24 protein-coding genes are annotated in these 25269 nt (G+C 48.0%); 12 read left to right on the top strand and 12 right to left on the bottom strand.

The genetic code is table 11. The features are described from left to right. Positions 1 to 87: 87 nt before the first annotated feature. Together tpiA and G5S52_RS16580 are read left to right on the top strand one after the other, a co-directional pair. Positions 88 to 858: a triose-phosphate isomerase gene (gene tpiA / locus G5S52_RS16585; protein ID WP_002535276.1), complete on the top strand. Its 771-nt coding sequence runs from the start codon at positions 88 to 90 to the stop codon at positions 856 to 858. 114 nt (positions 859 to 972) lie between these two features. Next, positions 973 to 1437: a tRNA (cytidine(34)-2'-O)-methyltransferase gene (locus G5S52_RS16580; protein ID WP_165016042.1), complete on the top strand. Its 465-nt coding sequence runs from the start codon at positions 973 to 975 to the stop codon at positions 1435 to 1437. 51 nt (positions 1438 to 1488) lie between these two features. On the opposite strand, the gene G5S52_RS16575 is transcribed toward G5S52_RS16580, so the two are convergent. The 3 genes from G5S52_RS16575 to G5S52_RS16565 form a co-directional block, all read right to left on the bottom strand. Next, positions 1489 to 3162, bottom strand: a complete 1674-nt coding sequence (locus tag G5S52_RS16575; protein ID WP_235956336.1) for a methyl-accepting chemotaxis protein — start codon at positions 3160 to 3162, stop codon at positions 1489 to 1491. Between the two features lie 133 nt (positions 3163 to 3295). After that, positions 3296 to 4666, bottom strand: a complete 1371-nt coding sequence (gene cpxA / locus G5S52_RS16570; protein ID WP_165016039.1) for an envelope stress sensor histidine kinase CpxA — start codon at positions 4664 to 4666, stop codon at positions 3296 to 3298. Next, positions 4666 to 5361, bottom strand: a complete 696-nt coding sequence (locus tag G5S52_RS16565; protein WP_165016036.1) for a response regulator — start codon at positions 5359 to 5361, stop codon at positions 4666 to 4668. The genes cpxA and G5S52_RS16565 overlap by 1 nt, the downstream gene beginning before the upstream one ends. A 179-nt stretch (positions 5362 to 5540) precedes the next feature. Between G5S52_RS16565 and G5S52_RS16560 the strand changes: the two genes are divergently transcribed. From G5S52_RS16560 to pfkA, 3 genes are all read left to right on the top strand, one after another. After that, positions 5541 to 6023 (top strand): CpxP family protein, encoded by a 483-nt coding sequence (locus G5S52_RS16560; protein WP_165016033.1) that lies wholly within the window; start codon positions 5541 to 5543, stop codon positions 6021 to 6023. Positions 6024 to 6170: 147 nt separating this feature from the next. Further along, positions 6171 to 7067 carry a CDF family cation-efflux transporter FieF gene (fieF, locus tag G5S52_RS16555; RefSeq protein ID WP_002535283.1) on the top strand — a complete coding sequence of 299 codons (897 nt, stop codon included), beginning with the start codon at positions 6171 to 6173 and terminating at the stop codon, positions 7065 to 7067. Between the two features lie 259 nt (positions 7068 to 7326). Beyond that, the gene (gene pfkA / locus G5S52_RS16550; protein WP_165016030.1) at positions 7327 to 8289 is read left to right on the top strand and encodes a 6-phosphofructokinase; all 963 of its coding nucleotides are present in this window, start codon (positions 7327 to 7329) and stop codon (positions 8287 to 8289) included. Positions 8290 to 8370: 81 nt separating this feature from the next. Here the strand turns inward: pfkA and cysE are convergent, their stop codons facing one another. From cysE to G5S52_RS16530, 4 genes are all read right to left on the bottom strand, one after another. Then, entirely contained in the window at positions 8371 to 9216 is an 846-nt protein-coding gene (gene cysE / locus G5S52_RS16545) for a serine O-acetyltransferase (protein WP_165016342.1), read from the bottom strand. A 229-nt stretch (positions 9217 to 9445) separates the two neighbouring features. Beyond that, a complete protein-coding gene (gpsA, locus tag G5S52_RS16540) occupies positions 9446 to 10462 on the bottom strand; it encodes an NAD(P)H-dependent glycerol-3-phosphate dehydrogenase (RefSeq protein ID WP_165016027.1) in 1017 nt (338 codons plus the stop codon). A 22-nt stretch (positions 10463 to 10484) separates the two neighbouring features. Then, complete coding sequence (secB, locus tag G5S52_RS16535) at positions 10485 to 10958, bottom strand: protein-export chaperone SecB (protein WP_046303439.1); 474 nt, start codon at positions 10956 to 10958, stop codon at positions 10485 to 10487. A gap of 99 nt (positions 10959 to 11057) precedes the next feature. Continuing rightward, a complete protein-coding gene (locus G5S52_RS16530; RefSeq protein ID WP_165016024.1) occupies positions 11058 to 11498 on the bottom strand; it encodes a rhodanese-like domain-containing protein in 441 nt (146 codons plus the stop codon). Positions 11499 to 11945: 447 nt separating this feature from the next. On the opposite strand from G5S52_RS16530, the gene gpmM reads away from it, so the two are divergent. The 3 genes from gpmM (at position 11946) to G5S52_RS16515 (ending at position 15573) form a co-directional block, all read left to right on the top strand. Further along, on the top strand, positions 11946 to 13484 hold the full coding sequence (gpmM, locus tag G5S52_RS16525; RefSeq protein WP_165016021.1) for a 2,3-bisphosphoglycerate-independent phosphoglycerate mutase: 1539 nt from the start codon (positions 11946 to 11948) through the stop codon (positions 13482 to 13484). A gap of 190 nt (positions 13485 to 13674) precedes the next feature. Then, positions 13675 to 14838 carry a peptidoglycan DD-metalloendopeptidase family protein gene (locus G5S52_RS16520; protein WP_165016339.1) on the top strand — a complete coding sequence of 388 codons (1164 nt, stop codon included), beginning with the start codon at positions 13675 to 13677 and terminating at the stop codon, positions 14836 to 14838. A gap of 18 nt (positions 14839 to 14856) precedes the next feature. Further along, complete coding sequence (locus G5S52_RS16515) at positions 14857 to 15573, top strand: divergent polysaccharide deacetylase family protein (RefSeq protein ID WP_165016018.1); 717 nt, start codon at positions 14857 to 14859, stop codon at positions 15571 to 15573. Between the two features lie 45 nt (positions 15574 to 15618). On the opposite strand, the gene tdh is transcribed toward G5S52_RS16515, so the two are convergent. The 3 genes from tdh to G5S52_RS16500 form a co-directional block, all read right to left on the bottom strand. Further along, positions 15619 to 16659: an L-threonine 3-dehydrogenase gene (gene tdh / locus G5S52_RS16510; protein WP_165016015.1), complete on the bottom strand. Its 1041-nt coding sequence runs from the start codon at positions 16657 to 16659 to the stop codon at positions 15619 to 15621. A gap of 6 nt (positions 16660 to 16665) precedes the next feature. Next, positions 16666 to 17862 (bottom strand): glycine C-acetyltransferase, encoded by a 1197-nt coding sequence (locus tag G5S52_RS16505; protein ID WP_002535299.1) that lies wholly within the window; start codon positions 17860 to 17862, stop codon positions 16666 to 16668. Positions 17863 to 18039: 177 nt separating this feature from the next. Beyond that, positions 18040 to 18702, bottom strand: coding sequence for a TetR/AcrR family transcriptional regulator (locus G5S52_RS16500; protein ID WP_165016012.1), 663 nt, complete (start codon positions 18700 to 18702; stop codon positions 18040 to 18042). A 107-nt stretch (positions 18703 to 18809) separates the two neighbouring features. On the opposite strand from G5S52_RS16500, the gene rfaD reads away from it, so the two are divergent. The 3 genes from rfaD to G5S52_RS16485 all read left to right on the top strand — a co-directional run bounded on the left by rfaD (position 18810) and on the right by G5S52_RS16485 (position 21949). Further along, the gene (gene rfaD, locus G5S52_RS16495) at positions 18810 to 19754 is read left to right on the top strand and encodes an ADP-glyceromanno-heptose 6-epimerase (protein WP_165016009.1); all 945 of its coding nucleotides are present in this window, start codon (positions 18810 to 18812) and stop codon (positions 19752 to 19754) included. 64 nt (positions 19755 to 19818) lie between these two features. Beyond that, complete coding sequence (locus G5S52_RS16490; protein WP_165016006.1) at positions 19819 to 20985, top strand: nucleotide sugar dehydrogenase; 1167 nt, start codon at positions 19819 to 19821, stop codon at positions 20983 to 20985. A gap of 10 nt (positions 20986 to 20995) precedes the next feature. Next, entirely contained in the window at positions 20996 to 21949 is a 954-nt protein-coding gene (locus G5S52_RS16485; protein WP_165016003.1) for a lipid A biosynthesis (KDO)2-(lauroyl)-lipid IVA acyltransferase, read from the top strand. 243 nt (positions 21950 to 22192) lie between these two features. Here the strand turns inward: G5S52_RS16485 and G5S52_RS24360 are convergent, their stop codons facing one another. Continuing rightward, positions 22193 to 23242, bottom strand: coding sequence for an O-antigen ligase family protein (locus G5S52_RS24360; RefSeq protein ID WP_165016000.1), 1050 nt, complete (start codon positions 23240 to 23242; stop codon positions 22193 to 22195). Positions 23243 to 23251: 9 nt separating this feature from the next. Continuing rightward, positions 23252 to 23986: a glycosyltransferase family 25 protein gene (locus tag G5S52_RS16475; protein WP_165015997.1), complete on the bottom strand. Its 735-nt coding sequence runs from the start codon at positions 23984 to 23986 to the stop codon at positions 23252 to 23254. Positions 23987 to 24273: 287 nt separating this feature from the next. Between G5S52_RS16475 and G5S52_RS16470 the strand changes: the two genes are divergently transcribed. Continuing rightward, entirely contained in the window at positions 24274 to 25203 is a 930-nt protein-coding gene (locus G5S52_RS16470; RefSeq protein ID WP_165015994.1) for a glycosyl transferase family 90, read from the top strand. Positions 25204 to 25269 lie beyond the last annotated feature (66 nt).

The following is a 25269-nucleotide window of genomic DNA, read 5'->3' as shown; positions in this document are numbered from 1 at the left end:
TATGATTTTGGACAGGAAACGCTGACAGCGCTGCTGTTATCGTTGCCGAAACTGAATTTCGATAATTGGATTACGGAGGAATTCCCTATGCGCCGTCCATTGGTAATGGGTAACTGGAAACTGAACGGCAGTAAAGCCATGGTAGCAGATCTGATCAAAGGTCTGGACGCACAACTTGCTGGCGTTGAAGGTGTAGACGTAGCGATTGCACCACCAGTGATGTACCTGGATCTGGCAGAGCAACTGCTGGGCAAAGCAGAAAGCAAAATCCTGCTGGGCTCTCAGAACGTTGACGTTAACGCTAGCGGCGCGTTCACTGGCGACATTTCTCCGGAAATGCTGAAAGACTTCGGTGCGACTCACATCATCATCGGTCACTCAGAGCGTCGTGATTACCACGCAGAATCTGACGAGTACGTAGCGAAGAAATTTGCATTCCTGAAAGAGCACGGTCTGGTTCCTGTTCTGTGTATCGGTGAATCTGAAGCACAAAACGAAGCGGGCGAAACCGTAGCAGTGTGTGCACGTCAACTTGACGCTGTGATCAACACTCAAGGTGTTGAAGCACTTAACGGCGCTGTTATCGCGTACGAGCCAATCTGGGCAATCGGTACCGGTAAAGCAGCGACTGCTGAAGATGCACAACGCATCCACGCTGAAATCCGTGCACACATCGCAGCGAAGAGCGAAGAAGTGGCGAAGAACGTTGTTATCCAATACGGCGGTTCTGTTAAGCCAGAAAACGCAGAAGCGTACTTCGCACAACCAGACATCGACGGTGCACTGGTTGGTGGCGCAGCACTGAACGCAGAAAGCTTTGCAGCTATCGCAAAAGCAGCGGCGGCAGCAAAAGCGTAATTCAGACCAGTTCTGAACCGAAAGGAGAAGCCAAGGCTTCTCCTTTTTTGTTTCTTTATCCGACCTTTCTCGCCCGCTATACTGCGTTTTTCTTTTTACGGCGAGCCTGCTTCCATGTTTCACATTGCGCTTCATGAACCCCAGATTGCCCCGAACACCGGCAATATCATTCGTCTCGCGGCTAACACAGGCTGCAAACTCCATTTGATTGAACCACTGGGTTTTGACTTCGAAGAGAAGAAACTGCGCCGTGCTGGGCTCGATTATCACGACCTGACCAATGTCACCCGTTATCCTGATTACGCGACCTTTTTAGATGCGATGGGTGATCGCCGTATCTTTGCTTGCACCACCAAAGGCAGTCGCCCACATTCTGATGTCAGCTATCAAGCAGGTGACGTATTTCTGTTCGGTTCGGAAACCAGCGGCCTGCCAGATGAGGTTCGCAATGCCTTCACACCGGATCACCGCATCCGCGTTCCTATGGTGCCGGACAGCCGAAGCCTGAACCTGGCAAACTCGGTGGCAGTCATTTGCTATGAAGCCTGGCGCCAGCTTAGCTTTGAGGGCGGGCTCTAAAAAAAGAAAGCAGGCCTTCGCCTGCTTTTTTTTGTTTCATCTACGTGGTTATCAGGAAGCCATCCCTACCGAGACACGAAGGTTTTTCGCAATCACATTCAGCTTATCTGTCGCATTCACCAATCCGGCTACCTGATGAGCACTTTCATTGGCCATATCACTTATCTTGCTGACGTTCACGTTCACTTCTTCCACCACGCCATTTTGTTCATCTGCGGCACTGGCAACCTGAAGATTCATGTCAGTAACACGAGACGTCGCCTCGCTGGATTGATTTAGGAAATCTGCTGACTGGTGGGAGAGTTCAATGGTCTTATCACCCATTTCACAGCTTTGCTGCATGGTGTCCACAGCCTCTTTGGTCACGCTGGTGAGCTGGGCAATCATGGTTTCAATCTCTGAGGTCGAATCATGAGTGCGCTGCGCAAGGCTTCGTACTTCGTCTGCCACAACAGCAAAACCACGCCCCTGTTCGCCTGCGCGCGCCGCCTCAATGGCTGCGTTCAGCGCCAACAAGTTAGTTTGCTCGGCAATTCCTTTAATCACGTCCAAAACAGAGGTGATATTGGCACTGTTTTTCTCCAGCTCTGTCAGCGCCGCACTGCTTTGGGTCAGACTTTCAATCAGTTGCTGAGTTTGGCTAACCGCCTCATCATTGATGCGCATACATTCAGATGATTTACCCGAGGCTTCTTCGGTCGCTTGCTGAGTTTGAGTGGCATTGTTAGCAATTTCCTGCGCCGTCGCTGACATTTCGTTGACTGCTGTGGCGACTTGCAAGATCTCTCCGCTTTGCGCATCCGAATTTCGCTTCACAGCCTGCGCCGCCTCATCCAGCAAATTTACTGCATCAGAAACTTCCTGCGCGACTTTGGCAATCATGCCGTTGGTGCTTTGACGGGTACCTTCGAGGTTTTTCTGTAACTCACCGATAATACCGGGCTCATCCACCACGGTGGGTTTGCTGAAATCACCATCAGCCTGCACTGAAAGCGCCGCAGATACCTTATTCAAGCCTTCATAGATCCGGTTGAGAATCATCTTAGACATGATAATGGCGACAATTAGCGCAACAATCACAGAAGCGATGACTACGAACTCTAAGACGACAGCCTTTTCTTCAATATCGATAACCGCTGCTTCAGTGAACTTCCCCACGTCAGTCAACAAGCTGTCGACCATTTTTGTGGTTGTCTCTGCTTCCTCACCCACCACCACATCAAGGACTTCCGCTTCGTGGTAATGGCGCCCATCAAGCTCTTTAAATACGTCTTCGACGTGAATCATCCACTTAGCATGTAAAGCTTTTACATCGGTGAGTTTGACGGTAGCTGCCGCAAATGCAACTTGCTCTTCAGCGGTACCGTTGGCGGCACCTTCGGCCAATAGCGTTTCGATTTTTGTCCAGTCTTCTCCGACTTTCGCTCCTAAATCATAAAAATAGGCTTTTTCTTTGTCGTAGTTTTCCTGCGCATTGGGTTCCTTGCCGATCTCAAGCGCGTATCTGAAGGCTTTGTTGTAATGGACACGTTGCTCGACTTGATGCTCGGTTGCCTTACTGAGAGATTCGAGAACGGGAATATCGCGGTGAGCGACACCTTGGACGTGGCTTTCAATGTAAGCCAACTTGTAGAAGACAAACGCTCCGACGAGAATTTGAATACCACATACTAAAGCGACGAACATGGTCAGACGCTGTTTAATCGTCATTTTCTTTGCTGACATGAGTAGCCTCTCCGCTAAGCCTTCAACTGCATAGGTCGGGAGAGAGGGAACCTCTCTCCATCAAACTTATCAATAAGGTTAGCAAAACGTTTCAAATATGAGAGGTTTATCGTAAAATTTAATGACGCTATTATCAGCTCAACGTTTTTAATGTCAGATCAACAGTCAAACCGCCAAGCCTGTTCAGGCTCGCTTTGGCGCTGCCATTATGCTGGCGCATGGCACTATCAGTAATCGCGAGCCCCAATCCTGTGCCACCGCTTTGCCTGTCACGCGCAGTCGACACGCGGTAAAAAGGCCGGAAAATATCATCCAGCATTTCTTCTGGTACGCCTTCCCCATCGTCACTGACGCTGACCGTTAACTCTCTACCACGCTGTGTGAAAGACACTTCGACTTTAGTGTCCGCATACTTAATGGCATTGCGCACAACGTTTTCCAACGCACTGCAAAGCAGGTTGCCATTTCCTTCAATGCTGGCGTCGGGAATCGTGTTGTACACCAGCGTTTTTCCGCTTTCCCCCGCTTCGAACTCTGCATCTTCTAATAAGGTTTCCCACAGTTCTGCCAGCGTCAGCACTTCACGTTCGGCATGGCTGTTAAGCTGCATACGGGAAAGAGAAAGCAAATCAGCAATCATCTGTTCCATGCGTTCTGCTTCGGTATCAATGCGCGCCAAATCTGTGCTTTCACCCTGTTTGCGAATCGCCAGTGCATTCGCCATACGAAGCCGGGTCAATGGAGAGCGAAGCTCATGGGAGATATCAGAAAGCAAACGTTGCTGCCCACTTATCATCTGATTTAATGCCGTCACCATCTGGTTGAAGCTGGCCCCCGCTTGTGCAAACTCTCGCGGCCCTTTTTCCAAAGAAGGGTCAGTTTCAAAGCGCCCTTCCCCCACACGCTCGGCCGCTGCCTGTAAGCGACGAGCTGGACGTGTCACCGCCCACGCCAGCCAAAGCAGCAAAGGTGTACTCACCACCATGGTCACCAACAGCAGTTGAAAAGGTCTATCAAGAATTTGTACGTAAAACGGCGGTTTATCGCGCCACAGCTTGCCGACGTACATTAACGCCTGAGCGCTGCCATCATCAATCAGAAACGGTCCAGCCAGCATCCATTTTCCATAAAGACGCTGCATTGGGTCTTCCGGGTCATCAGCAAGCGTGGTGAAGTTTTTCAGCATCCTGCTGCCACCATGATGACCTCTATCCAGCAATTCACCATCAAGCGTCGTGAAATAGATTTTCATCGGTTTGCGTTCAGGTTGTTGTCTCTGTAAACGCAGCAGTTTTTGTTTGAGTGACCCTCTCATCTCTGACACTTCTTCCGAAACTCTCTGAGCCAGCGCTTTAAACTCAGTTTGCATCCCAGTGGGAACAGTATGTTGCTGACGAGGGTCACTGTGTTGCGCCGCCAATACAGCAATCAACACTAATAGCAAGGTCAGCCAGAAGATGGCAAAGATACGGCCATAAAGACTTTTAATGGTCGGCAGCTTCATTACGCCTCCACCAGCAAATAGCCACGGCCGCGCAGGGTTTTAATGCGCGGCTTGCCATCTTCACGTTCAGGCAGTTTTTTCCGGATGTTGGAGATATGCATGTCGATGGCGCGATCAAACGGGGCAAGACGCTTTCCAAGCACATTCAGGCTGATATCTGCCTTTGCTACCACGCTTCCTGGCTGTTTCACCAGATACGCTAGCAAAGCGGTTTCGGTGCCGGTCATCTCAATCAGCTGGGACTGACAATACACTTCCATCTTGCCGGGATAGATCACGATATCCTGATATTCGAGCTTATCTTGGTTATCGTCTGATCGCTTGTCTTCGCCACCCTTCGCGGTGCGGCGCAAAATAGCGCGCATACGGGCGAGCAATTCGCGATCAGAGAAAGGTTTTGGCAGGTAATCGTCCGCACCGAGTTCCAACCCCATCACGCGGTCAATCTCTTCTCCTTTTGCGGTCAGCATCAATACCGGGGTTTCCCAGCTATCGCGAAGACGGCGTAAGGTTTCCATGCCATTCAGTACCGGCATCATCACATCCAACAGGACCAAATCGGTGCTTTCACTGATCTTATCCAGACCTTCCTGACCATTATTGGCGATATCCACCTGGTAGCCTTCCAGCTCCAGCAAGTCATGAAGCAGGCTGGTCAGTTCTGTGTCGTCATCAATAAGAAGAATGTTTGCCATGGTGTGCGCCTAATACTGTGTTGTTATGGCTAGTATCTGCCATTCATCGAGCTGATTCCATGTGTAAGTCTTAGGTTTACCCGCCTTTACATTGCTTTACGTAGGCAGAACACCGGTTTACATCCCAGTGGGTAAAGTTACTCCCATCAAGCGACACAACAAAAACCGGAGAGAACACCATGAAATTTTCAAAACGTATTGCTGCAACTGTTATCGCCCTGCCTCTGATGATGGGCTCAATGTCTGCCATGGCATTTGGCGGCAAACATCACGGTGGTGAAGGTATGCACGGCGGTAAAGGCATGATGGGTAAACACCTGTTGCGTGGCGTTGACCTGACCGACGAGCAAAAGGCAGAACTGAAAACCCTTCGCGAGCAAAAACGCGAAGCTATGAAAGCCAACAAAGGCGAATTCCGCACTCAGATGATGGCAGAACGCCAACAGATGCAAGAACTGATGCTGGCAGATAACTTCGATGAAGCAGCTGTTCGCGCACTGGCAGAAAAGATGGTTGACCAACAGGTTGAGCGCCGTGTAGCCATGATGAAAAGCCAACACGAAATGATGAGTATTCTGACCCCTGAGCAAAAAGTTCAGGTGAAAGAAAATATGGATAAGATGGCCGAGCGCATGCAAAAACGCATGGAAGATCGCGGCTAATCACCCTTTCCCCTCAATAAGTTCCCCCAAATGCCGGCCCTTGCCGGCATTTGTCTTTCTGCCACTGAACGCCAGTCTGATGCGGTGCGTTAATTTGTCGTAAAAAAACGTTATACTGCGAACACTTAAATCACGCTGATAGTGCTCATGACTGAAAGATACGCCCGACTCGTTCAGACCGCTGCGTGGGCAGCGACCATTACTGCTACCTTCTTGCTTTTAATGAAGCTTTTTACCTGGTGGTATACAGGCTCGGTCAGCCTGCTGGCATCTCTTGTCGACTCCCTGATTGACCTTCTCGCGTCGGTCACCAACCTCGTCGTTGTCAGATATGCGCTTCAACCCGCCGACGAAGAGCACAAGTTCGGACATGGTAAAGCGGAATCTCTCGCCGCTCTCGCACAGGCAGCATTTATTGTCGGCTCTGCCTGTTTCCTGTTGCTTAACGGTGTCGAGCGACTGTTCAAACCGACTGAGTTGAACCACCCCGAGGCGGGTGTGCTCATCAGCGGTATCGCGACGCTGATCACCGGTGGTTTGGTACTGTTCCAGAAATGGGTGGTTCGCAAAACAGGTAGTCAGGCGATTGCAGCAGATTCCCTGCATTACCAATCTGATCTTCTGATGAACATTGCCATTATCGTGGCACTCGGACTGGCATGGTACGGCTTCCCAATGGCGGACGCGATTTTCGCTATCGGTATCGGCGTCTTTATTCTTGTCAGTGCCTTTAGGATGGCGAATGAGGCAGTGCAGTCGCTGCTTGACCGCCAGCTTCCGGTAGAAGATCAGGAGAAGATTTATACCTTGGCATCGACGGTACCGGGCGTGGAGGGCGTGCATGATCTGCGTACACGTCAGGCAGGTGCAACCCGCTTTATTCAGCTTCACCTTGAACTGGACGACAACCTCAAGTTGGTCGATGCGCACCGGATTGCAGATGCGGTGGAAGATCGCCTAGAGGTCGCCTACCCCGGCGCAGATATCCTTATTCACCAAGATCCGGTCTCAATCGTAGGAAAATCACCGCGCGAACAAATTTAATACACATTGGCGCACGAATATTTGCAACGGTTACTGATATTTATCAACGAAAAACGTTAGCAAAATTGTAATAGTCTTTCATAAGTAGGAAAGTTACAGTTTCAAACGAAGTGCCAGCAGGCTAAACTGGCACGTCTCGGATGTTGAGGCAAACCCGCGTTACCCGCTAAGACTTTCAACGGAAAGCAGGGGTGGGATGGTAGCGCCAACATAGAGTCAATGGATTTGAAATTTCAATTCCCAAAGTCAGAGGGTAACCATGGTTAGTAAAATTGGTGTTTTGACCAGTGGCGGTGACGCCCCGGGTATGAATGCAGCGATTCGTGGCGTTGTTCGCGCCGCATTGAGCGAAGGTCTGGAAGTTTACGGTATTTACGACGGCTATCAGGGTCTGCATCAAAATCGTATCGAGAAACTGAACCGCACCAGCGTGTCAGACATTATAAACAAAGGCGGTACTTTCCTGGGTTCTGCACGCTTCCCTGAGTTCAAAGACGAGAAGGTGCGTGAGCAGGCAATCCAGAACATGAAGATGCACGGCATTGACGCACTGGTTGTGATCGGCGGTGACGGCTCTTACATGGGTGCGAAGAAGCTGACTGAGATGGGCTTCCCATGTATCGGTCTGCCGGGCACTATCGACAACGATATTCCAGGTACTGACTACACCATTGGCTACCTGACTGCACTGAACACCGTTGTTGAAGCAATTGACCGTCTGCGTGACACGTCTTCTTCTCACCAGCGTATTTCTATCGTTGAAGTGATGGGCCGCCACTGTGGCGATCTGACTCTGGCTGCGTCGATTGCAGGTGGCTGTGAGTACTTGATCACTCCTGAAATTGGTCTGGATAAAGAGCAACTGGTTTCCAAGATCAAAGAAGGTATCTACAAAGGTAAGAAGCACGCCATCATCGCGATTACTGAGCTGATGACGGACACTAACGAGCTGGCAGCTTACATCGAGTCAGAAACCGGCCGTGAAACCCGTGCGACCATCCTGGGCCACATCCAGCGTGGCGGTCAGCCACGTGCTTTCGACCGTATCCTGGCGTCCCGCATGGGTGCTTACGCGGTTGACCTCCTGATGCAGGGCGAAGGTGGCCGTTGTGTGGGTATTCAGCGTGAAGAGCTGGTTCACCACGACATCATCGATGCTATCGACAACATGCGCCGTCCATTCCGTCAGGATCTGTACGACGTAGCAACCAAGCTGTTCTAATCCAGCGGTTGTCGAAAAAGAAACGGAGCCAAATGGCTCCGTTTTTGTATCTGCTATCAGAGTAGCGCTAAAGCTTAAGGCTTAAATGCCATCGCCTTCATTAAAACTCTGTCCGCACTTGAACTTCTGATCCATGTCGAACGAAGGCTTATCGCTGCTTGGTGCACCAACAATCTTGGCTGGTACGCCCGCTGCCGTGGTATGCGGCGGCACATGGATAAGCACCACTGAGCATGCTGCCACTTTGGCTCCCTCGCCCACTTCAATGTTGCCAAGGATTTTTGCCCCGGCACCAATCATGACACCAGTGCGTATTTTCGGGTGACGATCGCCAGACTCTTTACCGGTACCGCCTAAGGTCACGTCCTGAAGGATGGAGACATCGTCTTCAATCACAGCCGTCTCACCGACAACGATACCCGTTGCATGGTCAAACATGATACCGCGACCAATGCGCGCAGCCGGGTGAACATCCACCTGACACGCCACAGAAATCTGGTTTTGCAGGTACACAGCTAATTCACGGCGGCCTTGATGCCACAGCCAGTTAGCCACGCGGAACCCTTGCAGTGCATGAAAGCCTTTTAGGTAAAGCAATGGCGTAGAATAAAGCTCAACCGCAGGGTCGCGCTCTACCGTCGCACAAATATCGCAGGCTGCTGATTCAACAATACGCTTGTCACCGACATATGCCTCTTCGATAACCTCACGCACAGCCATTGCAGGCATGCTAGGGGTGGCAAGCTTGTTGGCAAGAATATAGCTCAGCGCACCGCCGAGTGAGTCATGCTTAATGATGGTGGCGTGGAAGAAACTCGCGAGCATAGGTTCACGCTCTGAGTGCTCTTTTGCCTCAAGCTTGATGGCCTTCCAGACTTTTTCCTGCTGGCATTTTTTATCGCGGCCTTCACCGCACATCCTTTGCATCATTTTACCCATATCTGCTGTCATAACATTGCTTTGCGTTTCTGCGCTACCTCTTTCTCCGTGAGGTATTTCGGCGAAACATTGACCTAAGTGTGACATAGAACGTCAAACAACCCAACACTACCAATCAGTCTGTCAGCTCGGTTGACCTTCTCCTTGCTGTTTGTCGCAAAAATAAAAACGCGAGACCTTAGCCCCGCGTTTTGTTAGACCCGACTGAACGGAAGAATCATTCAGAGGTGCGTTGACGTGCTAACAAATCCTGCGCTGCCTGTCGGGCATCTTTGCCTTCATACAGCACCTGGAAAATCTGCTCAACAATCGGCATCTCAACGCCAGTGCGTTTTGCCAGTGCGCGAACTTCTTTGGTATTACGGTAGCCTTCGACCACCTGACCAATTTCATACTGCGCTTCATCAACGCCTTTACCTTGGCCCAGTGCCAGACCAAAACGGCGGTTGCGAGATTGGTTGTCGGTACAGGTCAGTACCAAATCACCCAAACCCGCCATACCCATGAAAGTCTCGCGCTCTGCGCCGAGTGCCACGCCTAAACGGGTCAACTCTGCCAAACCTCGGGTAATAAGCGCCGTACGTGCGTTAGCACCAAAACCAATGCCGTCCGACATACCCGCACCAATCGCAATAACGTTTTTCACCGCGCCACCAAGCTGCATACCAATAAAGTCGCTGTTGGCGTAAACGCGGAAAGAGCGCGCACAATGCACTTTTTCCTGAAGCTCAGCCAGAAACTCAGCGTTTGGTGAAGCAACAGAAATAGCCGTCGGCAAACCCGCGGCCAGCTCTTTGGCAAACGTTGGGCCAGACAATACTGCCAATGGCACGTCCTCACCCAATTGCTCGCGCGCGACGTCTTGCAACAGGCGACCGGTTTCAGGCTCAAGGCCTTTGGTCGCCCAGCAGATACGCTGATCATCACGAAGGAACGGTTTCACCTGTGCCAGCACCAGACCAAACACATGGCTTGGCACCACCACCAGAATATCCCGGCTGGCTTGAATAGATGCTTCAAGATCAGCACTCAGGATCAGTGAGTCGGGAAATGCGACACCCGGCAGAAACGCTTCGTTTGAGCGATCAATTTCGAGTTGTGCCATATGCTCTGGCTCGTGCCCCCACAACACCACATTGGCACCATTCCGGGCCAGTGAGATTGCAAGAGACGTACCGTACGAGCCTGCGCCCAGAACGGTCATTGCTACATTGGCGTTGGCGATATCTGTCATGTGTCGACCTTAAAATTGCTTATTACGCGTCAGCGCCGTCTTTTGCTTGCGCTTGTTGGCTTTGCAGGTAGTTCATGAACAACGCATCGAAGTTAACCGGTGCCAGGTTCAGTTGTGGGAAGGTACCTTTCACTACCAGGCTAGAAATCGTTTCACGCGCGTATGGGAACAGGATGTTCGGGCAGAATGCACCCAGGCAGTGTGCAAGTTGAGGCGCTTCCATACCGTCTACAGAGAAGATGCCACCTTGCTGAACTTCACACAGGAACGCATTCTCGTCGCCGTTTTTCACGGTCACAGTCAGGCGCAGAATCACTTCGTATACACCTTCGCCCAGTTCACGGCTTTGAGTGTCCAGATCCAGGTTTACATCTGGGTTCCACTCTTGCTGAAACACTTCTGGAGAGTTAGGCGCTTCGAAAGAAACATCTTTCAGGAAGATACGTTGAATCGCGAAATTCTGTTGCGCTTGTGGGTTGGTTGCTGCTTCAGCCATAGTGATAAATCCTTGTTATTTAGACAAATGCTTTCAAGCATTTTAAAACGATTCAGGCAGCTCACTGAGCTGCCTTCAGAATAGAGAAACCGTCTTTGGTTACTTTTTCTTCTTGCTGCGGATCAGTGGCAGGTTCGCCTCATTCCACGAGATCAGGCCATCTTTCAGAACATTCACGTTCTCATAGCCAGCTTTTGCCAGCACGTTTGCGCTTTCAATCGCCGTTTGACCAGTCTTACACACCAAGATGATTGGGTCAGACTTATGTTTTTCAATCTCAGCGGCGTTATTCGCTTTGATGTCTTTCGCCAAAACGTGAAGTGCGCCCGCAATATGACCCGCGCGGTAATCATCGCGGCTACGGATATCAACAAACACACCCTTTTCACGGTTAACCAAGATAGTCGCATCGCTTGGCGTAATGATTTTATAAAGTGCGGTTTTCTGTTTGATGACTGACAGGATCAGCGCAACAACCAGACCTACCCACACCAGGGACAAGATCAAGTTAGCTTGTACAAATTCAATAAACTGCTGCATGGCTCGCTTCTACTAAGTGTCGGCACAAAAAATCGAACCCGAGTATAACCTTCAAACTGTGCAAATACAGCATGGGCTTGGATTTCCATGCCCCCGCTCACTGACAACAGGATCAAAAAGCTTGAAATCGGTCACATTCGCCTCAATATCTGTCCTACAAGGAGAATGTTATTCCCGGGCGTATTCGGCTCAACTCATCCAGTTGAAGCGAAAGATAAGCGACTGATCTGTTTACTTACTACAAAATTTTCTTTGGTGCTCTTCAATAACGAGACCCTTTCGAAAAGGTAAGACTCTTGCGCAGACCAGTAAATGCAAGGCTCGGCACCCTCCATTACAGTTTTTGTTGAAGATTTAGCGAAAAAGTTTGCCTACTGCTTAACCAATAAAATGTAGTAAAGTTACGCTAATTCACGAATATTGAAATCGACATAAAGAGGACACCGTATGTCTGCTAAGAAGCCTTTGGCACTCGTTATTCTGGACGGATGGGGTTACCGCGAAGACAACAGCGACAACGCAGTTGCTAACGCGAATACACCTGTTCTTGATGGCTTGATGGCGGGCACCAGCACCCTGATCTCAGCATCAGGTATGGATGTTGGTTTGCCAGACGGTCAAATGGGTAACTCAGAAGTGGGCCACACCAACATTGGTGCAGGCCGTATCGTTTACCAGGACCTGACTAAAATCACCAAAGCTATCCAAGATGGTGAGTTTTTCGATAACCCAGTACTGACCGGTGCTATCGACAAAGCAGCGAAAGCAGGCAAAGCGGTTCACATCATGGGCCTGATGTCTCCAGGCGGCGTTCACAGCCATGAAGACCACATTGCAGCGGCTGTTGAAATGGCGGTTCAGCGTGGTGCTGAAGAAGTGTACCTGCACTGCTTCCTGGACGGTCGTGACACCCCACCTCGCAGCGCGAAAGCGTCTCTGGAGCGTTTCGATGCCTTGTTCGCGAAACTGGGTAAAGGCCGCACGGCATCTATCGTAGGTCGTTACTACGCCATGGACCGTGACAACAACTGGGACCGCGTAGAAAAAGCTTACGACCTGATGGTTGAAGCTAAAGGTGCATTCACTTACGGCTCTGCCGTACAAGCGCTGGAAGCAGCTTACGCCCGTGACGAAAACGATGAATTCGTTCAAGCGTCTGAAATCCGCACTGAAGGCCAGCCTGTTGCATCTTTCAACGACGGCGACGCAGTGATCTTCATGAACTTCCGTGCAGACCGCGCGCGTCAAATCACCCGCGCATTCATGCCTGGTTTTGACGGCTTTGCCCGTAACAAGGTTGCTGAGCTGGCAGATTTTGTGATGCTGACGGAATACGCGGCAGACATCGACACCGCATGTGCTTACCCTTCAGAAAACCTGGTTAACACTCTGGGTGAATGGCTGTCTAAGCAAGGCAAAACCCAGCTGCGTATTTCTGAAACGGAAAAATATGCGCACGTCACTTTCTTCTTCAACGGCGGTGTTGAATCCGTATTCGAAGGCGAAGAGCGTGCTCTGGTTGCTTCTCCGAAAGTCGCAACTTACGACCTGCAACCAGAAATGAGCTCTGAAGAGCTGACTGACAAGCTGGTTGACGCGATCAAGAGCGGGAAGTTCGACCAAATCATCTGTAACTACCCCAACTGTGACATGGTTGGCCACACTGGCGTTTACGATGCAGCAGTTAAAGCCGTTGAAGCTATCGACCACTGCATTGGCCGTGTTGTTGAAGCGATCAAAGAAGTTGATGGTCAATTGCTGATCACTGCTGACCACGGTAACGCGGAAATGATGGTTGACCCAACAACCGGTGGTATCCACACTGCGCACACTAATCTGCCAGTACCACTGATTTATGCGGGCAGCAAAGATATCGAGCTGGTTGACGGCGGTAAACTGTCTGACCTGGCTCCGACTATGCTGGCACTGACCGGTGTTGAAGCGCCAGCTGACATGACCGGTAAACCACTGTTCGTAGCTAAGTAATTAGCTACACTCTTCAGTGATGAAAAACGCGCTCTTCGGAGCGCGTTTTTTTTATGCAATTCTGACAACTCACTTCCTTATTTTCTCTTAAAATAGAGGAAGTAAACTTCACCGATTTTATTCTCGAACTTGCGATGCTGAGACAGGCAGAGTAATGCCAACTCCAGATCGGCTTGATATACTGCCTGCCATGAAGGGAAGAACGTTGCGCCATTTAAAACTGTTGCGCGCTAGTGCCATAAGCGCTGGCGTTTTGTTGTGTCTACTTGCCAGCCCAGCTTCTCTCGCCAGTGATGAGCAGCTTTCTGGCATGAAAAGTGAAATCTCCCGTCAGGAACAGCAGCTCAATTCCAAATCGAAAAAGCTCAACGCGCTGCAATCCAATCTCAAATCACAAGAGCAATCCATCGCCGCTATCGCAACACAGATGCGTAATGCCAATGCTGATTTAAGCGTTATCGAAAAAGATATCTCCACATTAAACCGTGAGAGCCAGCGTCTTGAACAGCTCAAGCTGGGCCAGATGGAGCTTTTGAAAGAGCTCTTAAACAGCCAGTACCGACAAGGTCAACACAGCCAACTTAATGCGCTATTAAGTGGTGAAGACTCCGCAGACATGGATCGCATGACGGTATATGCAGAGAAACTCTCCAAAGCTCGTACGGATGCTATCAATGAACTCGCAGCTACCGATACCGAGTTACAGTTAAAACGCCGCGCCCTGCAACAGCAAACCGAAAAACAAAAGACACTGATTGCCTCTCTTGCCGCTGATAAAGCGAAGCTGGAGAAAGAACAGCAGGCTCAGAAGAAAACAGCAGGCGCTATCCGCCGAGAAATCAACAGTGATAAGGGCTACCTTGCTGAGCTTCGAAATAACGAAAAGCGTCTGAAAGTAGAGCTTGAACGCGCTGCTGAACAAGCCCGCATTGCCGCCGAACAAGCGAAAGTTAAAATGGATGGCCTCGGCAAATACAAAGGCAAGATGCAGTGGCCAGTGAAAGGGCGAATTTTGCACCGCTACGGCACCGCACAAACCGGACAACTACGCTGGAATGGCATGGTCATCGCCGCCAAAGAAGGCAGTGAAGTCAAAGCCGCACACGATGGTACTGTGGTGCTTTCAAACTGGCTACGCGGTTATGGCTTGATGGTGGTGGTCGACCACGGCAAAGGGGACATGAGCTTCTACGGTTACAATCAGGCTTTGCTACGCAATGTCGGCGACACTGTCAAAGCCGGTGACCCGATTGCCCTTGTCGGAAACAGTGGCGGTCAGGATGCTTCGGCGCTTTATTTCGAAATCCGGCGCAAAGGTAACGCCACCAATCCCAGCCCCTGGCTGACGCGGTAAAGGCCATGTAGGTTTCAGATGCAAAGGATTGTTGCTGTTACCACCTTACTCCTTCTCTTTCTGGCTGCGCCCGTCGCAGCCAAACCTAAAATCGCCTTTATTATCGATGACCTTGGCTACGAAATGATGCCAAGAGAGATTGCCGCTTTGCCGCCGCAAATCAGTGTTTCCATCATCCCTTTCACCGAATTCGATACTGCGGTTGCACTGACTGCCTTGAGCCAACAACGCGAAGTCCTGCTTCACCTTCCGATGCAAAGCCCCGATGGCACGCCGCAAGAGCCTAATTCACTGACGCTTGCCATGAGTAAAAAGGAAATGCAGGGCTCAGTGAAAGAGGCACTGTATCGCGTTCCGCAAGTTGTAGCTGTCAATAACCATATGGGTAGCCTGCTAACCCAACATAAGGCGCCCATGCATTGGATCATGGAGCTTCTTGAAGAGCGTGAGATTGGCTTTATCGATAGCCGCACCACGCCAAAAACCGTCGCCCAGCGGATTGCCCGCGAGCATGGTCTCGCCACCAATCGCCGACATGTATTTCTTGACCATTTCCCCAATGAAGCCTTTATCGAAAACCAGCTCAAACTTGCCGTACAACAAGCCAAGCGACGCGGTGTTGCTGTGGTGATTGCACACCCCTTCCCGGTAACGCTTGAAACCTTACAAGCACAACTTCCTGAGCTTCAAAAAGAAGTAGAACTGGTGCCAATCTCACTGGCACTCAGGCAATAAAAAACCCGCCGAAGCGGGTTTTAAAATTCAAGCAACTAACGACGATTACTTGGTCCAATCGAGGATAACTTTACCCGACTGCCCAGAGCAAATCACGTCAAAGCCTTTCTGGAAGTCTTCCACACTGTAGTGGTGCGTGATGATTGGGCTTAAATCCAGACCAGATTGGATCAGGCTTGCCATCTTGTACCAGGTTTCAAACATTTCGCGGCCATAGATACCTTTAATCACCAGACCTTTGAAGATCACCTGATTCCAGTCGATACCCATGTCTGACGGTGGAATACCCAACAGCGCAATGCGACCACCGTGGTTCATGGTTTGAAGCATGCCGTTGAAAGCAGACGGATTACCGGACATCTCAAGGCCCACATCGAAGCCTTCTCGCATGCCAAGTTCTGACATCACGTCTTCCAGTTTTTCTTCTGCCACATTCACCGCACGGGTCACACCCATCTTGCGGGCAAGATCCAGACGATATTCGTTCACATCCGTGATAACTACATGGCGCGCACCCACATGTTTCGCGACTGCTGCCGCCATGATCCCGATTGGGCCAGCACCGGTGATCAGGACATCTTCACCAACAAGATCAAAAGACAGCGCTGTGTGAACCGCGTTACCGAATGGGTCGAAGATAGAAGCTAAATCGTCTGAAATGTCTCCCGGGATTTTGAATGCATTAAATGCTGGGATCACCAGATACTCAGCAAACGCTCCTTCACGGTTTACGCCCACACCAATGGTGTTGCGGCAAAGGTGCGTACGACCAGCACGGCAGTTACGACAGTGGCCACAAGTGATGTGACCTTCACCAGAAACGCGGTCGCCAATGGAAAAACCACGCACTTCCTGGCCGATGCCAACCACTTCGCCCACGTACTCGTGCCCAACAACCATAGGTACAGGAATGGTCTTTTGTGACCATTCATCCCAGTTGTAAATATGCACATCAGTGCCGCAAATCGCCGTTTTACGGATTTTGATCAGCAGGTCATTGTGACCCAGCTCTGGCAGCTCGGTTTCTGTCATCCAGATCCCTGGTTCTGCTTTCAGTTTTGCCAGCGCTTTCATTTTGTTCGTCATCGTTGCTTATCCAATCAGACCCATGTCTTTGCCGACTTTGATAAAGGCGTCGATTGCCTTGTCCAGTTGCTCACGGCTGTGTGCCGCTGACATTTGGGTGCGAATACGCGCCTGACCTTTCGGTACCACAGGGAAGGAGAAACCTACCACGTAGATACCTTCTTTCATCATGCGCTCTGCAAATTCGCCCGCCACTTTTGCATCACCCAGCATCACTGGAATGATGGCATGGTCAGCACCTGCCAGCGTAAAGCCAGCTTCGCTCATACGGGCACGGAAATGGTTGGCGTTGTCCCACAGTTTGTCACGCAGATCGCCGCTTTCTGCCAGCAGGTCAATCACACGGATAGACGCTGAAACAATCGCTGGTGCCAGTGAGTTCGAGAACAGGTAAGGACGTGAGCGCTGACGCAGCCAGTCAATCACTTCTTTCTTGCCTGACGTGTAACCGCCCGACGCGCCGCCCATCGCTTTACCCAAGGTGCCGGTGATGATGTCGATACGGTCAATCACGTCATGGTATTCGTGGGTACCACGGCCGTTTGCACCCATAAAGCCCACGGCATGAGAGTCATCCACCATCACCAGCGCGCCGTATTTTTCTGCCAGATCGCAGATAGCAGGCAGGTTTGCGACCACACCGTCCATGGAGAACACACCGTCTGTCACGATCAGTGTATTGCGAGCACCTTTTTCTTTCGCCGCAATCAGCTGTTGCTCCAGCTCTTCCATATTGTTGTTGGCATAGCGGAAGCGCATCGCTTTACACAAACGTACTCCGTCGATGATAGAAGCGTGGTTCAGCGCATCGGAAATGATCGCATCTTCTGCACCCAAAATGGTTTCAAACAGGCCCGCGTTTGCATCGAAGCAAGAAGAGTAGAGGATGGTGTCTTCCATACCGAGGAAGGCGGAAAGCTTTTCTTCCAATACCTTGTGCGAGTCTTGAGTGCCGCAGATAAAGCGCACCGACGCCATGCCGAAGCCGTGCTCATCCATTCCTGCTTTTGCCGCTTCAATCAGCGCAGGGTGGTTAGCCAGACCCAGATAGTTGTTGGCACAGAAGTTCAGCACTTCGTCACCGGACGTTACTGAGATGTTCGCCTTTTGGGCTGACGTGATCACACGTTCATCTTTGTACAGGCCTTCAGCTTTTACTTCTTCAAGCTGCTGGCGGATTTGCTGGTAAAAAGCGGCAGTCATCGCTTACTCCATCGATGGAAACAGGAACAGGTTGATATCAATATGATTATTGCACCACTGAAAGCTAAAGTGTCTAAATAACACCCAGCTTACAGTATGACATATTAGAAAGAATGTAGATGATAGAGTTCTGAGGAAGGTCGCGTCTATTGAATTAGTACATCTTATTGTGCTCGATCACGCTGAGTCGGAAGCCGCCTTGGTGCTTTCCATTTGTTCGCGATAGTGCCCAATCAAGCCTGATACCACTGCCCTGCCTTTATCAGTTGTCATCGGTGACACCATTTTGAGGATTTGCAGCACGCCCTGATAAATCACCACTGGCGTCACCTTTGCCTGTGGTGACTGCGCGCTTTGATAGAATATCCAACTCGACGCGACAAGTTTCAGCGTGCTGCACAGCGATTGCAGCGCTTCATCGTCCATATCCAGCCATCCCGTTTCACGAAAGCGGCTTAACATTGCAAAGAGATTGGCTTTCAATGCCTGCTGTGCCTCCAGATATTTATTCTGAAGCTCGGCATCGCGACTTAGGATATCGGGCAGATTGGCGTAGAAGAAACGGTATCGCCACATCAGTTGGAAGGTGGCATCAAGGTATGCAAGCAGTCGCTGTTCGTCAGATTCCGCTGGCACTTCTGGCTGAAAACCCATTGAAAGATCGAGCGCGTATTGATCGAAAATGCTGTGTATAATCTCTTCCTTATTACGGAAGTGGTAATACAGATTTCCGGGGCTGATCCCTAGATCGGCAGCAATATGATTAGTGGTGACGTTTGGCTCACCCTGCTCGTTGAAGAGCGCTAGCGCTGAATGAATAATGCGATCACGGGTTTTCATGGTTAAACTGCTATCCTCAAGCCCAGAAAGGGAAATATTACCATAGCCTCACTGAATTACTGGTGGGGTCTTCTCATAATTCAGGTCAACAGAATTTAGGTAAAGATATGATTATAGTGACTGGCGGCGCCGGCATGATCGGCAGCAATCTGGTTAAAGCGCTGAACGAACAAGGTTACAACGACATTCTGGTGGTTGATAACCTGAAAGACGGCACCAAATTCGTGAATCTGGTTGACCTGAATATCGCTGATTACATGGACAAAGAAGACTTCATCGCGCAAATCATGGCGGGTGACGATTTCGGTCCTATCGAAGCGGTATTCCACGAAGGTGCGTGCTCTGCAACCACTGAGTGGGACGGCAAGTACATGATGCTCAACAACTATGAGTATTCAAAAGAGTTGCTGCATTACTGTCTCGAGCGTGAAATTCCATTCCTCTACGCATCATCGGCTGCAACTTACGGCGGCCGCGACCACGACTTCATCGAAGAGCCACAATACGAAGGCGCACTGAACGTTTACGGTTATTCCAAGCAGCTGTTCGACAATTACGTTCGTCGCATTTGGGCTGACGCTGAAGCACATGGTGAGACACTGTCTCAAATCACTGGTTTCCGTTACTTCAACGTTTATGGTCCACGTGAGAACCACAAAGGCAGCATGGCGTCTGTGGCTTTCCACCTGAATAATCAAATCAAAGACGGCCAAAACCCGAAACTGTTCGAAGGCAGCGACACCTTCAAGCGTGATTTCGTATATGTTGGTGACGTGTGCAAGATGAACATCTGGTTCTGGCAAAACAGCAAATCAGGCATCTTCAACTGCGGTACCGGTCGCGCAGAACCTTTCCGCGCGGTTGCAGACGCTGTGATCAAGCACCATGGTCAAGGCGAAGTGGAAGAAATCCCATTCCCAGACCATCTGAAAGGCCGCTACCAGGCTTACACTCAGGCAGATCTCACCAAAGTTCGCGCAGCGGGTTATCCACATGACTTTAAGACAGTAGCGGAAGGTGTTGCTGAATATATGCTAGCTCTCAATACTTAAGAAAATCTGGGTTTTACTTGTTGGTTTTTTTAGTTTGTTTTGTCTTTCACAACGAGGTGAAGAATTGAAAATTGCAGTTGTTGGAACAGGCTATGTTGGCCTGTCCATGGCTATGTTGCTGGCACAAAACAATGAAGTTGTTGCGCTTGACATCGATGCTGAGAAGATTGCTTTACTCAATAAGCAGAAATCACCGATTGCCGACGCAGAAATCGAAGACTTTCTGGCTAACAGAAGCCTCAACTTCACTGCGACTACCGATAAAGAGTTGGCATATAAAAATGCTGACTTCGTTGTTATAGCAACACCGACCGATTACGACCCTCACACAAATTACTTCAATACCTCTTCAGTAGAATCGGTAATACGTGATGTGATGAATCACAATAGCAATGCTCTAATGGTCATCAAATCAACGGTACCAGTGGGCTACACAGCACGTATCAAGCAAGAGGTCGAGAGCGATAATATCATATTCTCCCCAGAGTTTCTGCGCGAGGGAAAGGCACTTATGGATAACCTTTATCCTTCGCGCATCATTGTTGGTGAGCAAAGCAAACGCGCAGAGAAATTTGCCAATCTATTGATTGAAGGGGCTATCAAGGAGAACATTGATGTATTGTTTACTCACTCGACTGAAGCCGAAGCAGTAAAGCTATTTTCCAACACATATCTGGCTATGCGTGTTGCTTACTTCAATGAATTGGACTCTTATGCCGAAGCACACGGTTTAGATACAAAGCAAATTATTGAAGGAGTGTGTCTAGACCCTCGTATCGGCAACCATTACAACAACCCGTCCTTTGGCTATGGTGGCTACTGTCTTCCTAAAGACACCAAGCAGTTGCTGGCAAATTACCAAAAAGTTCCTAACAACATGATTGGTGCTATCGTCGAGGCTAACCGTACACGAAAGGATTTTGTTTCAGAGTCAATCTTAAAACGTCAACCCAAGGTTGTTGGCATTTACCGGCTAATCATGAAAGCGGGTTCTGATAACTTCCGTGCATCATCGGTGCAAGGCATTATGAAGCGGCTGAAAGCTAAAGGTGTAGAGGTCATCGTTTATGAACCTGTGCTCGAAGATGAGCTTTTCTTTAACTCACGTGTGGTTCGCGACATCGATGCTTTCAAGCAACAATCTGACGTTATCGTATCGAACCGCATGACAGATGCTCTTCAAGACGTTGCTGAGAAAGTATATACTCGGGACCTTTTTGGTACTGATTAAAGTTGTTCCCATGAGCCCAGCCCCAATAGACCAACAAACGTATAATCCAACATTTAGTTGGCGTTACTTGACACCAAAATACTGGGGGACGTGGATTGTCGTGTTTCTCGGTGCTTTATTCTCTCTTTTGCCGCCAGTTATCCATAAATTCATGGCATTAGGATTGTCCAGGGCTGTTTCTTTGAGCAAGTCAGGAAGTGTTCACCGCACTAGAGTTAACCTTTCGTTATGCTTTCCAGAAAAGTCCCAATCAGAGCGAGAGTTTATTCTTAGAAAGCAATTTTGCATTGCTATCAGCTATTTGCTTAGATTTCCCCTAATCTCCCTTCGGAGTAAAAAATGGCTTAATAATAGAGTTACAATTCATGGCTTGAATCACCTAGAAAATAGCTCTCAGAATAACACCATTCTTCTTGTTCCTCATACATGGTCCATTGATGTTCCAGCTATCTACCTAGCGTCTCATGGCCTACCTGTCGCTGCATTTGCCAAAAAACAAAAAAACAGTCTTCTAGACTGGTTAATGCATAGACAACGTGTGCAATACGGAGGGGCTGTCTGTGAGAGAAATCAAGGTATTAAACCATTTATAAAAGCTGTCCGAAGTGGCTATCTTGGGTATTATTTACCTGATGAGGATTTGGGTGAAAAACATAGCGTATTTGTGGATTTTTTTGGTACAACTAAGGCAACAATGTCGGGCTTATACAAGTTAGCTAAAGTTAGCCAAGCCAAAATTGTCCCTCTGTATGCAACGTTCAATATTGATAGTGGAAACTATGAAATGGAACTATTCGAACCCATTATATTAACTGGTGACGAGTCAGATGATGCTAGGTTGCTTAATATATTCATAGAGCAGCAGGTACTAAAAAACCCAGAGCAATATATGTGGATATTACCTCTACTAAAAACGCGCTCTGACAATATGGGCTCCCCTTACCGAAAGCCAAGTCACACATAACTCTTTACTCTTTATCGTGTTTAACAGTATGACAATGTAAGCTGACTTAGATAAGGGGCATTAGTTCCTTATCTTCAGTCTATGTAAAAGCCTGGTCCAGAGTCTCATCGATAGAACCTTCGTAGGCGATAGCCATTATAAACAAATAGATCGTGAGGGTTTCTGCATGGAGAAAAGGAACATCTGTTAATGCTGCAATTGAATATATGACTGAAGACAGCGCTCCAATAGATGTAATGAGGGTTATTTTTTCCAAACAAAGAGTAATGGAAGAAAAATTAAAAGTAAGATACTGAAAAGACCTCCCACTCCATTTTTTACCATGGAGTCTATGTATTGGTTATGATAATGCGAGTGTTTTGCTGCTTGCTTACTTATATACCCTTCTTTTGCAAGTCTTTCTTTCTCTTCCTTGTGTGACTCACCATAGCCTAAAATCGGCTTATCTTTAATTAGTTCAGCTCCAGCATGCCATAACTGAAGACGAAAACCGATCGAAGTATTGAGATTACCAGACTCAATTGAAGCAACTTCTTTCTTGGTTGCCTCATACCGTGCAACTATTGAAGATATATTCAATGTTAAAAGGCCAACAATTGAAAGTATGAAGATTGAGATATATTTCCTCATTCTTATTTTATTAGCGTTCTTAGTTAAAACGTAGCAAACTAACAATACAACAGCCACTCCCATGGCCAGCATGACACCACGACTCTCTCCCAATACAAGAGCATTAGATGAAAAGATAAAAGATGTAATCATCATTATTTTTTTCTTCTTGCTTTCTGCTTCAAAAAAAACCGCCAAAGAAGAAACAAGAAGAACAGCTGCAATCGTACTCAAGGGAATTGGGTTCATTTCCCAATGCCGCCCAAGAGACATTACACTCCCTTGGTAATAGGAAAAAAAACCAATAGATATAGCACCAAGAAAAAGAAAATAATGCACATTATCAGCAAAAATTTTCAATGTTCTTTTAGGTAAAATAGTGAAATAAAAAAATACAATAGCACTGGCCCTCACAACATTTGAACTATATCCATTTAAAAAGTAAAATATAATAGACAGCACAAAAAACAAGCCTAGCAACCATGCTGACTTCCTATTTTTTATATTTTCCGCAACACATTGAAATCCATCATTGAAAATAACAACGAGAAAAGAAAAAATAAATGCAAAAACCATATGTTTCTTTGCATCCGCATATAAAAACTGAACAGCAAATGCCCAAACTAAGGGAAGGAGAATAATACAGTCGATTACTACCTTTCTATAAGAATTAAATTCTCTCACCAAAAAATTCTACCTATGCTTCCAAAAAATAATTCTAGCTATAGATTCGTGGATTCGAAATAGCTCTCTATATAACTTAGAAAACAACCCAACTTGCACTTTATGCTTCCTTGACTTAGAGTCAGATGAGATAGTTGACGGTATATTTGCCCTCTCAAACAGAGATGGATGCACACTGTACGTTTTCACGCCATGCCTCCACGGTTTTTCCATATAGTCATCGACGGGCTCTATAAACCTCTTTGCATTCTTAACAAACTTTTGGGCAGCTAAAGGTGAAAGAATATAAGCAGTGGTTCCGCAACTTTTTTTACTAAACTGACCGACAGAAATACCGCAACTAAGCTTATAAAGTTCAGTAAAAGCAGACTGAAATGTCGAAGAAAGCTTAATATACCCATACTTTGAAGCATAATTCATGACTTCATCCAGAACCTCAGTTGAAACGATATCATCAATGTCAACGTTATCCTCAAGTATCAAGATAGGCGTATCTAGTTCAATACATTTTTCCCACAGTGAATAATGGCTTGCAAAACACGCTACTTCATTTGGTCGCAAGAAGTAGCCCTTTCTTTTGAACGTCAACTGAGGAGCAGCTTTTTCAGAGTGAGTAAATCTCTCAGAGCTACTGCCATCAATTGCATCAAAAAACTCGAATTCAACACCAGCTTTGTCAAGTTGTAGCTTCATCCTTTCTCTTCGATCACAAGAACGAGCTAAGCTGAGCACATACACCTTCATCAGTTTTTCCAATGCACCTAAACAACGCTGATTATACTCACCTAAGGGCAAACTCTACAAATCAAGTGCTTCCAATACTGTGCCTCCAGGCAACCGAACCCAAATTATCAATAGATAAAATCAGCGATATGTGTACTCACAATCAATTGACTATGATTTGATACTACTCATCAGTTTCAGCTTTGATTGGTTGACCTTGTATAATCAGCAAGGTTAAGAAGATACTTCTTCTCACTATTTGTAAAAAAAGAAGGCAATGCAGCAACTCTCCCAGAGGAAAACACCACGTGAAGTTCCCTTATTACTCAAAAAACGCGCTCAAAGCACTCATTCCAAACATCTTATGGCACAAAGTCGGTAGCTTTTTGTTAGCTAAAATCACATCAGATCAGAGAGCATCGATTGAGGAAAGAGTGAGTTACTACAATAAGCTAACGGTAGCCTTTGCTCCAAAACCTGAACAACAACAATTTTCTACTGTTGCTGCATTCAAAAAAACTCGCGGCTGGACTTACTTCTTTGATATCAAAGATGTAGTGCACTTTTTTGATCCTGATTTTTCGTTTAACTACATTAATGGTGACGTCACACATGTTCCTAACACACCAAGTTTTGTAAAGAGTCGCCCCATTGGCAGCATGAACGGTAATTCAGTTCTACTGAAACTCAACAAAGTGAGACATTTCGCGTTCGTCAAAGACAAAAGAAAATATCAAGAAAAAAAAGATATGGTGGCGTGGAGAGGCGTAGGTTATCAACCCCACCGTCAAACGGTCATTAAGGCTTTCTATAATCACCCAATGTGCAACATTGGTCAGACTAAACCTTGTCATGGCGCTCCTTGGGAAAAGGAAGAAATGAGCAAAAAGGAACAACTGGCATACAAATTTCTTCTTGCGATTGAGGGCAATGATGTTGCAACAAACTTAAAGTGGGCAATGTCATCAAACTCGTTGGTGATGATGTCTAGGCCCAAGTTCGAGACTTGGTTTATGGAAGGTAGACTCCAGCCTGGTATCCACTACGTTGAGCTAAAAGATGATTACTCGGACCTGATAGAGAAAGTTAACTATTATCTAAGCCACGAAGATGAAGCTCTAGGCATCATTAACAATGCCCACAGGTGGGTAGATCAATTCAGAGATCCTCAGGTTGAGAGAATGATTTCTCTTCTGGTCGCAGAGCGTTATTTCGAGCTTACAAGAAAAACTTCGTAAAGCTAAAATGTAATAAACCCCTCCAAGTTCGAGTAGAATGTCTTGCAATCACATTGAAATACCTCT

The sequence above is a fragment of the Grimontia sedimenti genome, assembly GCF_011045095.1.
Taxonomy (GTDB): Bacteria; Pseudomonadota; Gammaproteobacteria; order Enterobacterales; family Vibrionaceae; genus Enterovibrio; species Enterovibrio sedimenti.
Note: the sequence above shows the minus strand (reverse complement) of the source record. Positions and strands in the feature narration are given on the sequence as shown.

Excerpts from the sequence above, each read along its gene's own strand:
- gpmM (WP_165016021.1), top strand. The coding sequence starts at position 11,946 with ATGTCTGCTAAGAAGCCTTTGGCACTCGTTATTCTGGACGGATGGGGT.
- G5S52_RS16505 (WP_002535299.1), bottom strand. The coding sequence starts at position 17,862 with ATGACTGCCGCTTTTTACCAGCAAATCCGCCAGCAGCTTGAAGAAGTA.
- G5S52_RS16565 (WP_165016036.1), bottom strand. The coding sequence starts at position 5,361 with ATGGCAAACATTCTTCTTATTGATGACGACACAGAACTGACCAGCCTG.
- tdh (WP_165016015.1), bottom strand. The coding sequence starts at position 16,659 with ATGACGAACAAAATGAAAGCGCTGGCAAAACTGAAAGCAGAACCAGGG.
- G5S52_RS16485 (WP_165016003.1), top strand. The coding sequence starts at position 20,996 with ATGAGCCCAGCCCCAATAGACCAACAAACGTATAATCCAACATTTAGT.
- rfaD (WP_165016009.1), top strand. The coding sequence starts at position 18,810 with ATGATTATAGTGACTGGCGGCGCCGGCATGATCGGCAGCAATCTGGTT.
- G5S52_RS16520 (WP_165016339.1), top strand. The coding sequence starts at position 13,675 with ATGAAGGGAAGAACGTTGCGCCATTTAAAACTGTTGCGCGCTAGTGCC.
- secB (WP_046303439.1), bottom strand. The coding sequence starts at position 10,958 with ATGGCTGAAGCAGCAACCAACCCACAAGCGCAACAGAATTTCGCGATT.
- pfkA (WP_165016030.1), top strand. The coding sequence starts at position 7,327 with ATGGTTAGTAAAATTGGTGTTTTGACCAGTGGCGGTGACGCCCCGGGT.
- G5S52_RS16475 (WP_165015997.1), bottom strand. The coding sequence starts at position 23,986 with ATGAAGGTGTATGTGCTCAGCTTAGCTCGTTCTTGTGATCGAAGAGAA.
- cysE (WP_165016342.1), bottom strand. The coding sequence starts at position 9,216 with ATGCAAAGGATGTGCGGTGAAGGCCGCGATAAAAAATGCCAGCAGGAA.
- G5S52_RS16575 (WP_235956336.1), bottom strand. The coding sequence starts at position 3,162 with ATGTCAGCAAAGAAAATGACGATTAAACAGCGTCTGACCATGTTCGTC.
- fieF (WP_002535283.1), top strand. The coding sequence starts at position 6,171 with ATGACTGAAAGATACGCCCGACTCGTTCAGACCGCTGCGTGGGCAGCG.
- G5S52_RS16580 (WP_165016042.1), top strand. The coding sequence starts at position 973 with ATGTTTCACATTGCGCTTCATGAACCCCAGATTGCCCCGAACACCGGC.
- cpxA (WP_165016039.1), bottom strand. The coding sequence starts at position 4,666 with ATGAAGCTGCCGACCATTAAAAGTCTTTATGGCCGTATCTTTGCCATC.
- tpiA (WP_002535276.1), top strand. The coding sequence starts at position 88 with ATGCGCCGTCCATTGGTAATGGGTAACTGGAAACTGAACGGCAGTAAA.
- gpsA (WP_165016027.1), bottom strand. The coding sequence starts at position 10,462 with ATGACAGATATCGCCAACGCCAATGTAGCAATGACCGTTCTGGGCGCA.
- G5S52_RS16500 (WP_165016012.1), bottom strand. The coding sequence starts at position 18,702 with ATGAAAACCCGTGATCGCATTATTCATTCAGCGCTAGCGCTCTTCAAC.
- G5S52_RS16515 (WP_165016018.1), top strand. The coding sequence starts at position 14,857 with ATGCAAAGGATTGTTGCTGTTACCACCTTACTCCTTCTCTTTCTGGCT.
- G5S52_RS16560 (WP_165016033.1), top strand. The coding sequence starts at position 5,541 with ATGAAATTTTCAAAACGTATTGCTGCAACTGTTATCGCCCTGCCTCTG.
- G5S52_RS16530 (WP_165016024.1), bottom strand. The coding sequence starts at position 11,498 with ATGCAGCAGTTTATTGAATTTGTACAAGCTAACTTGATCTTGTCCCTG.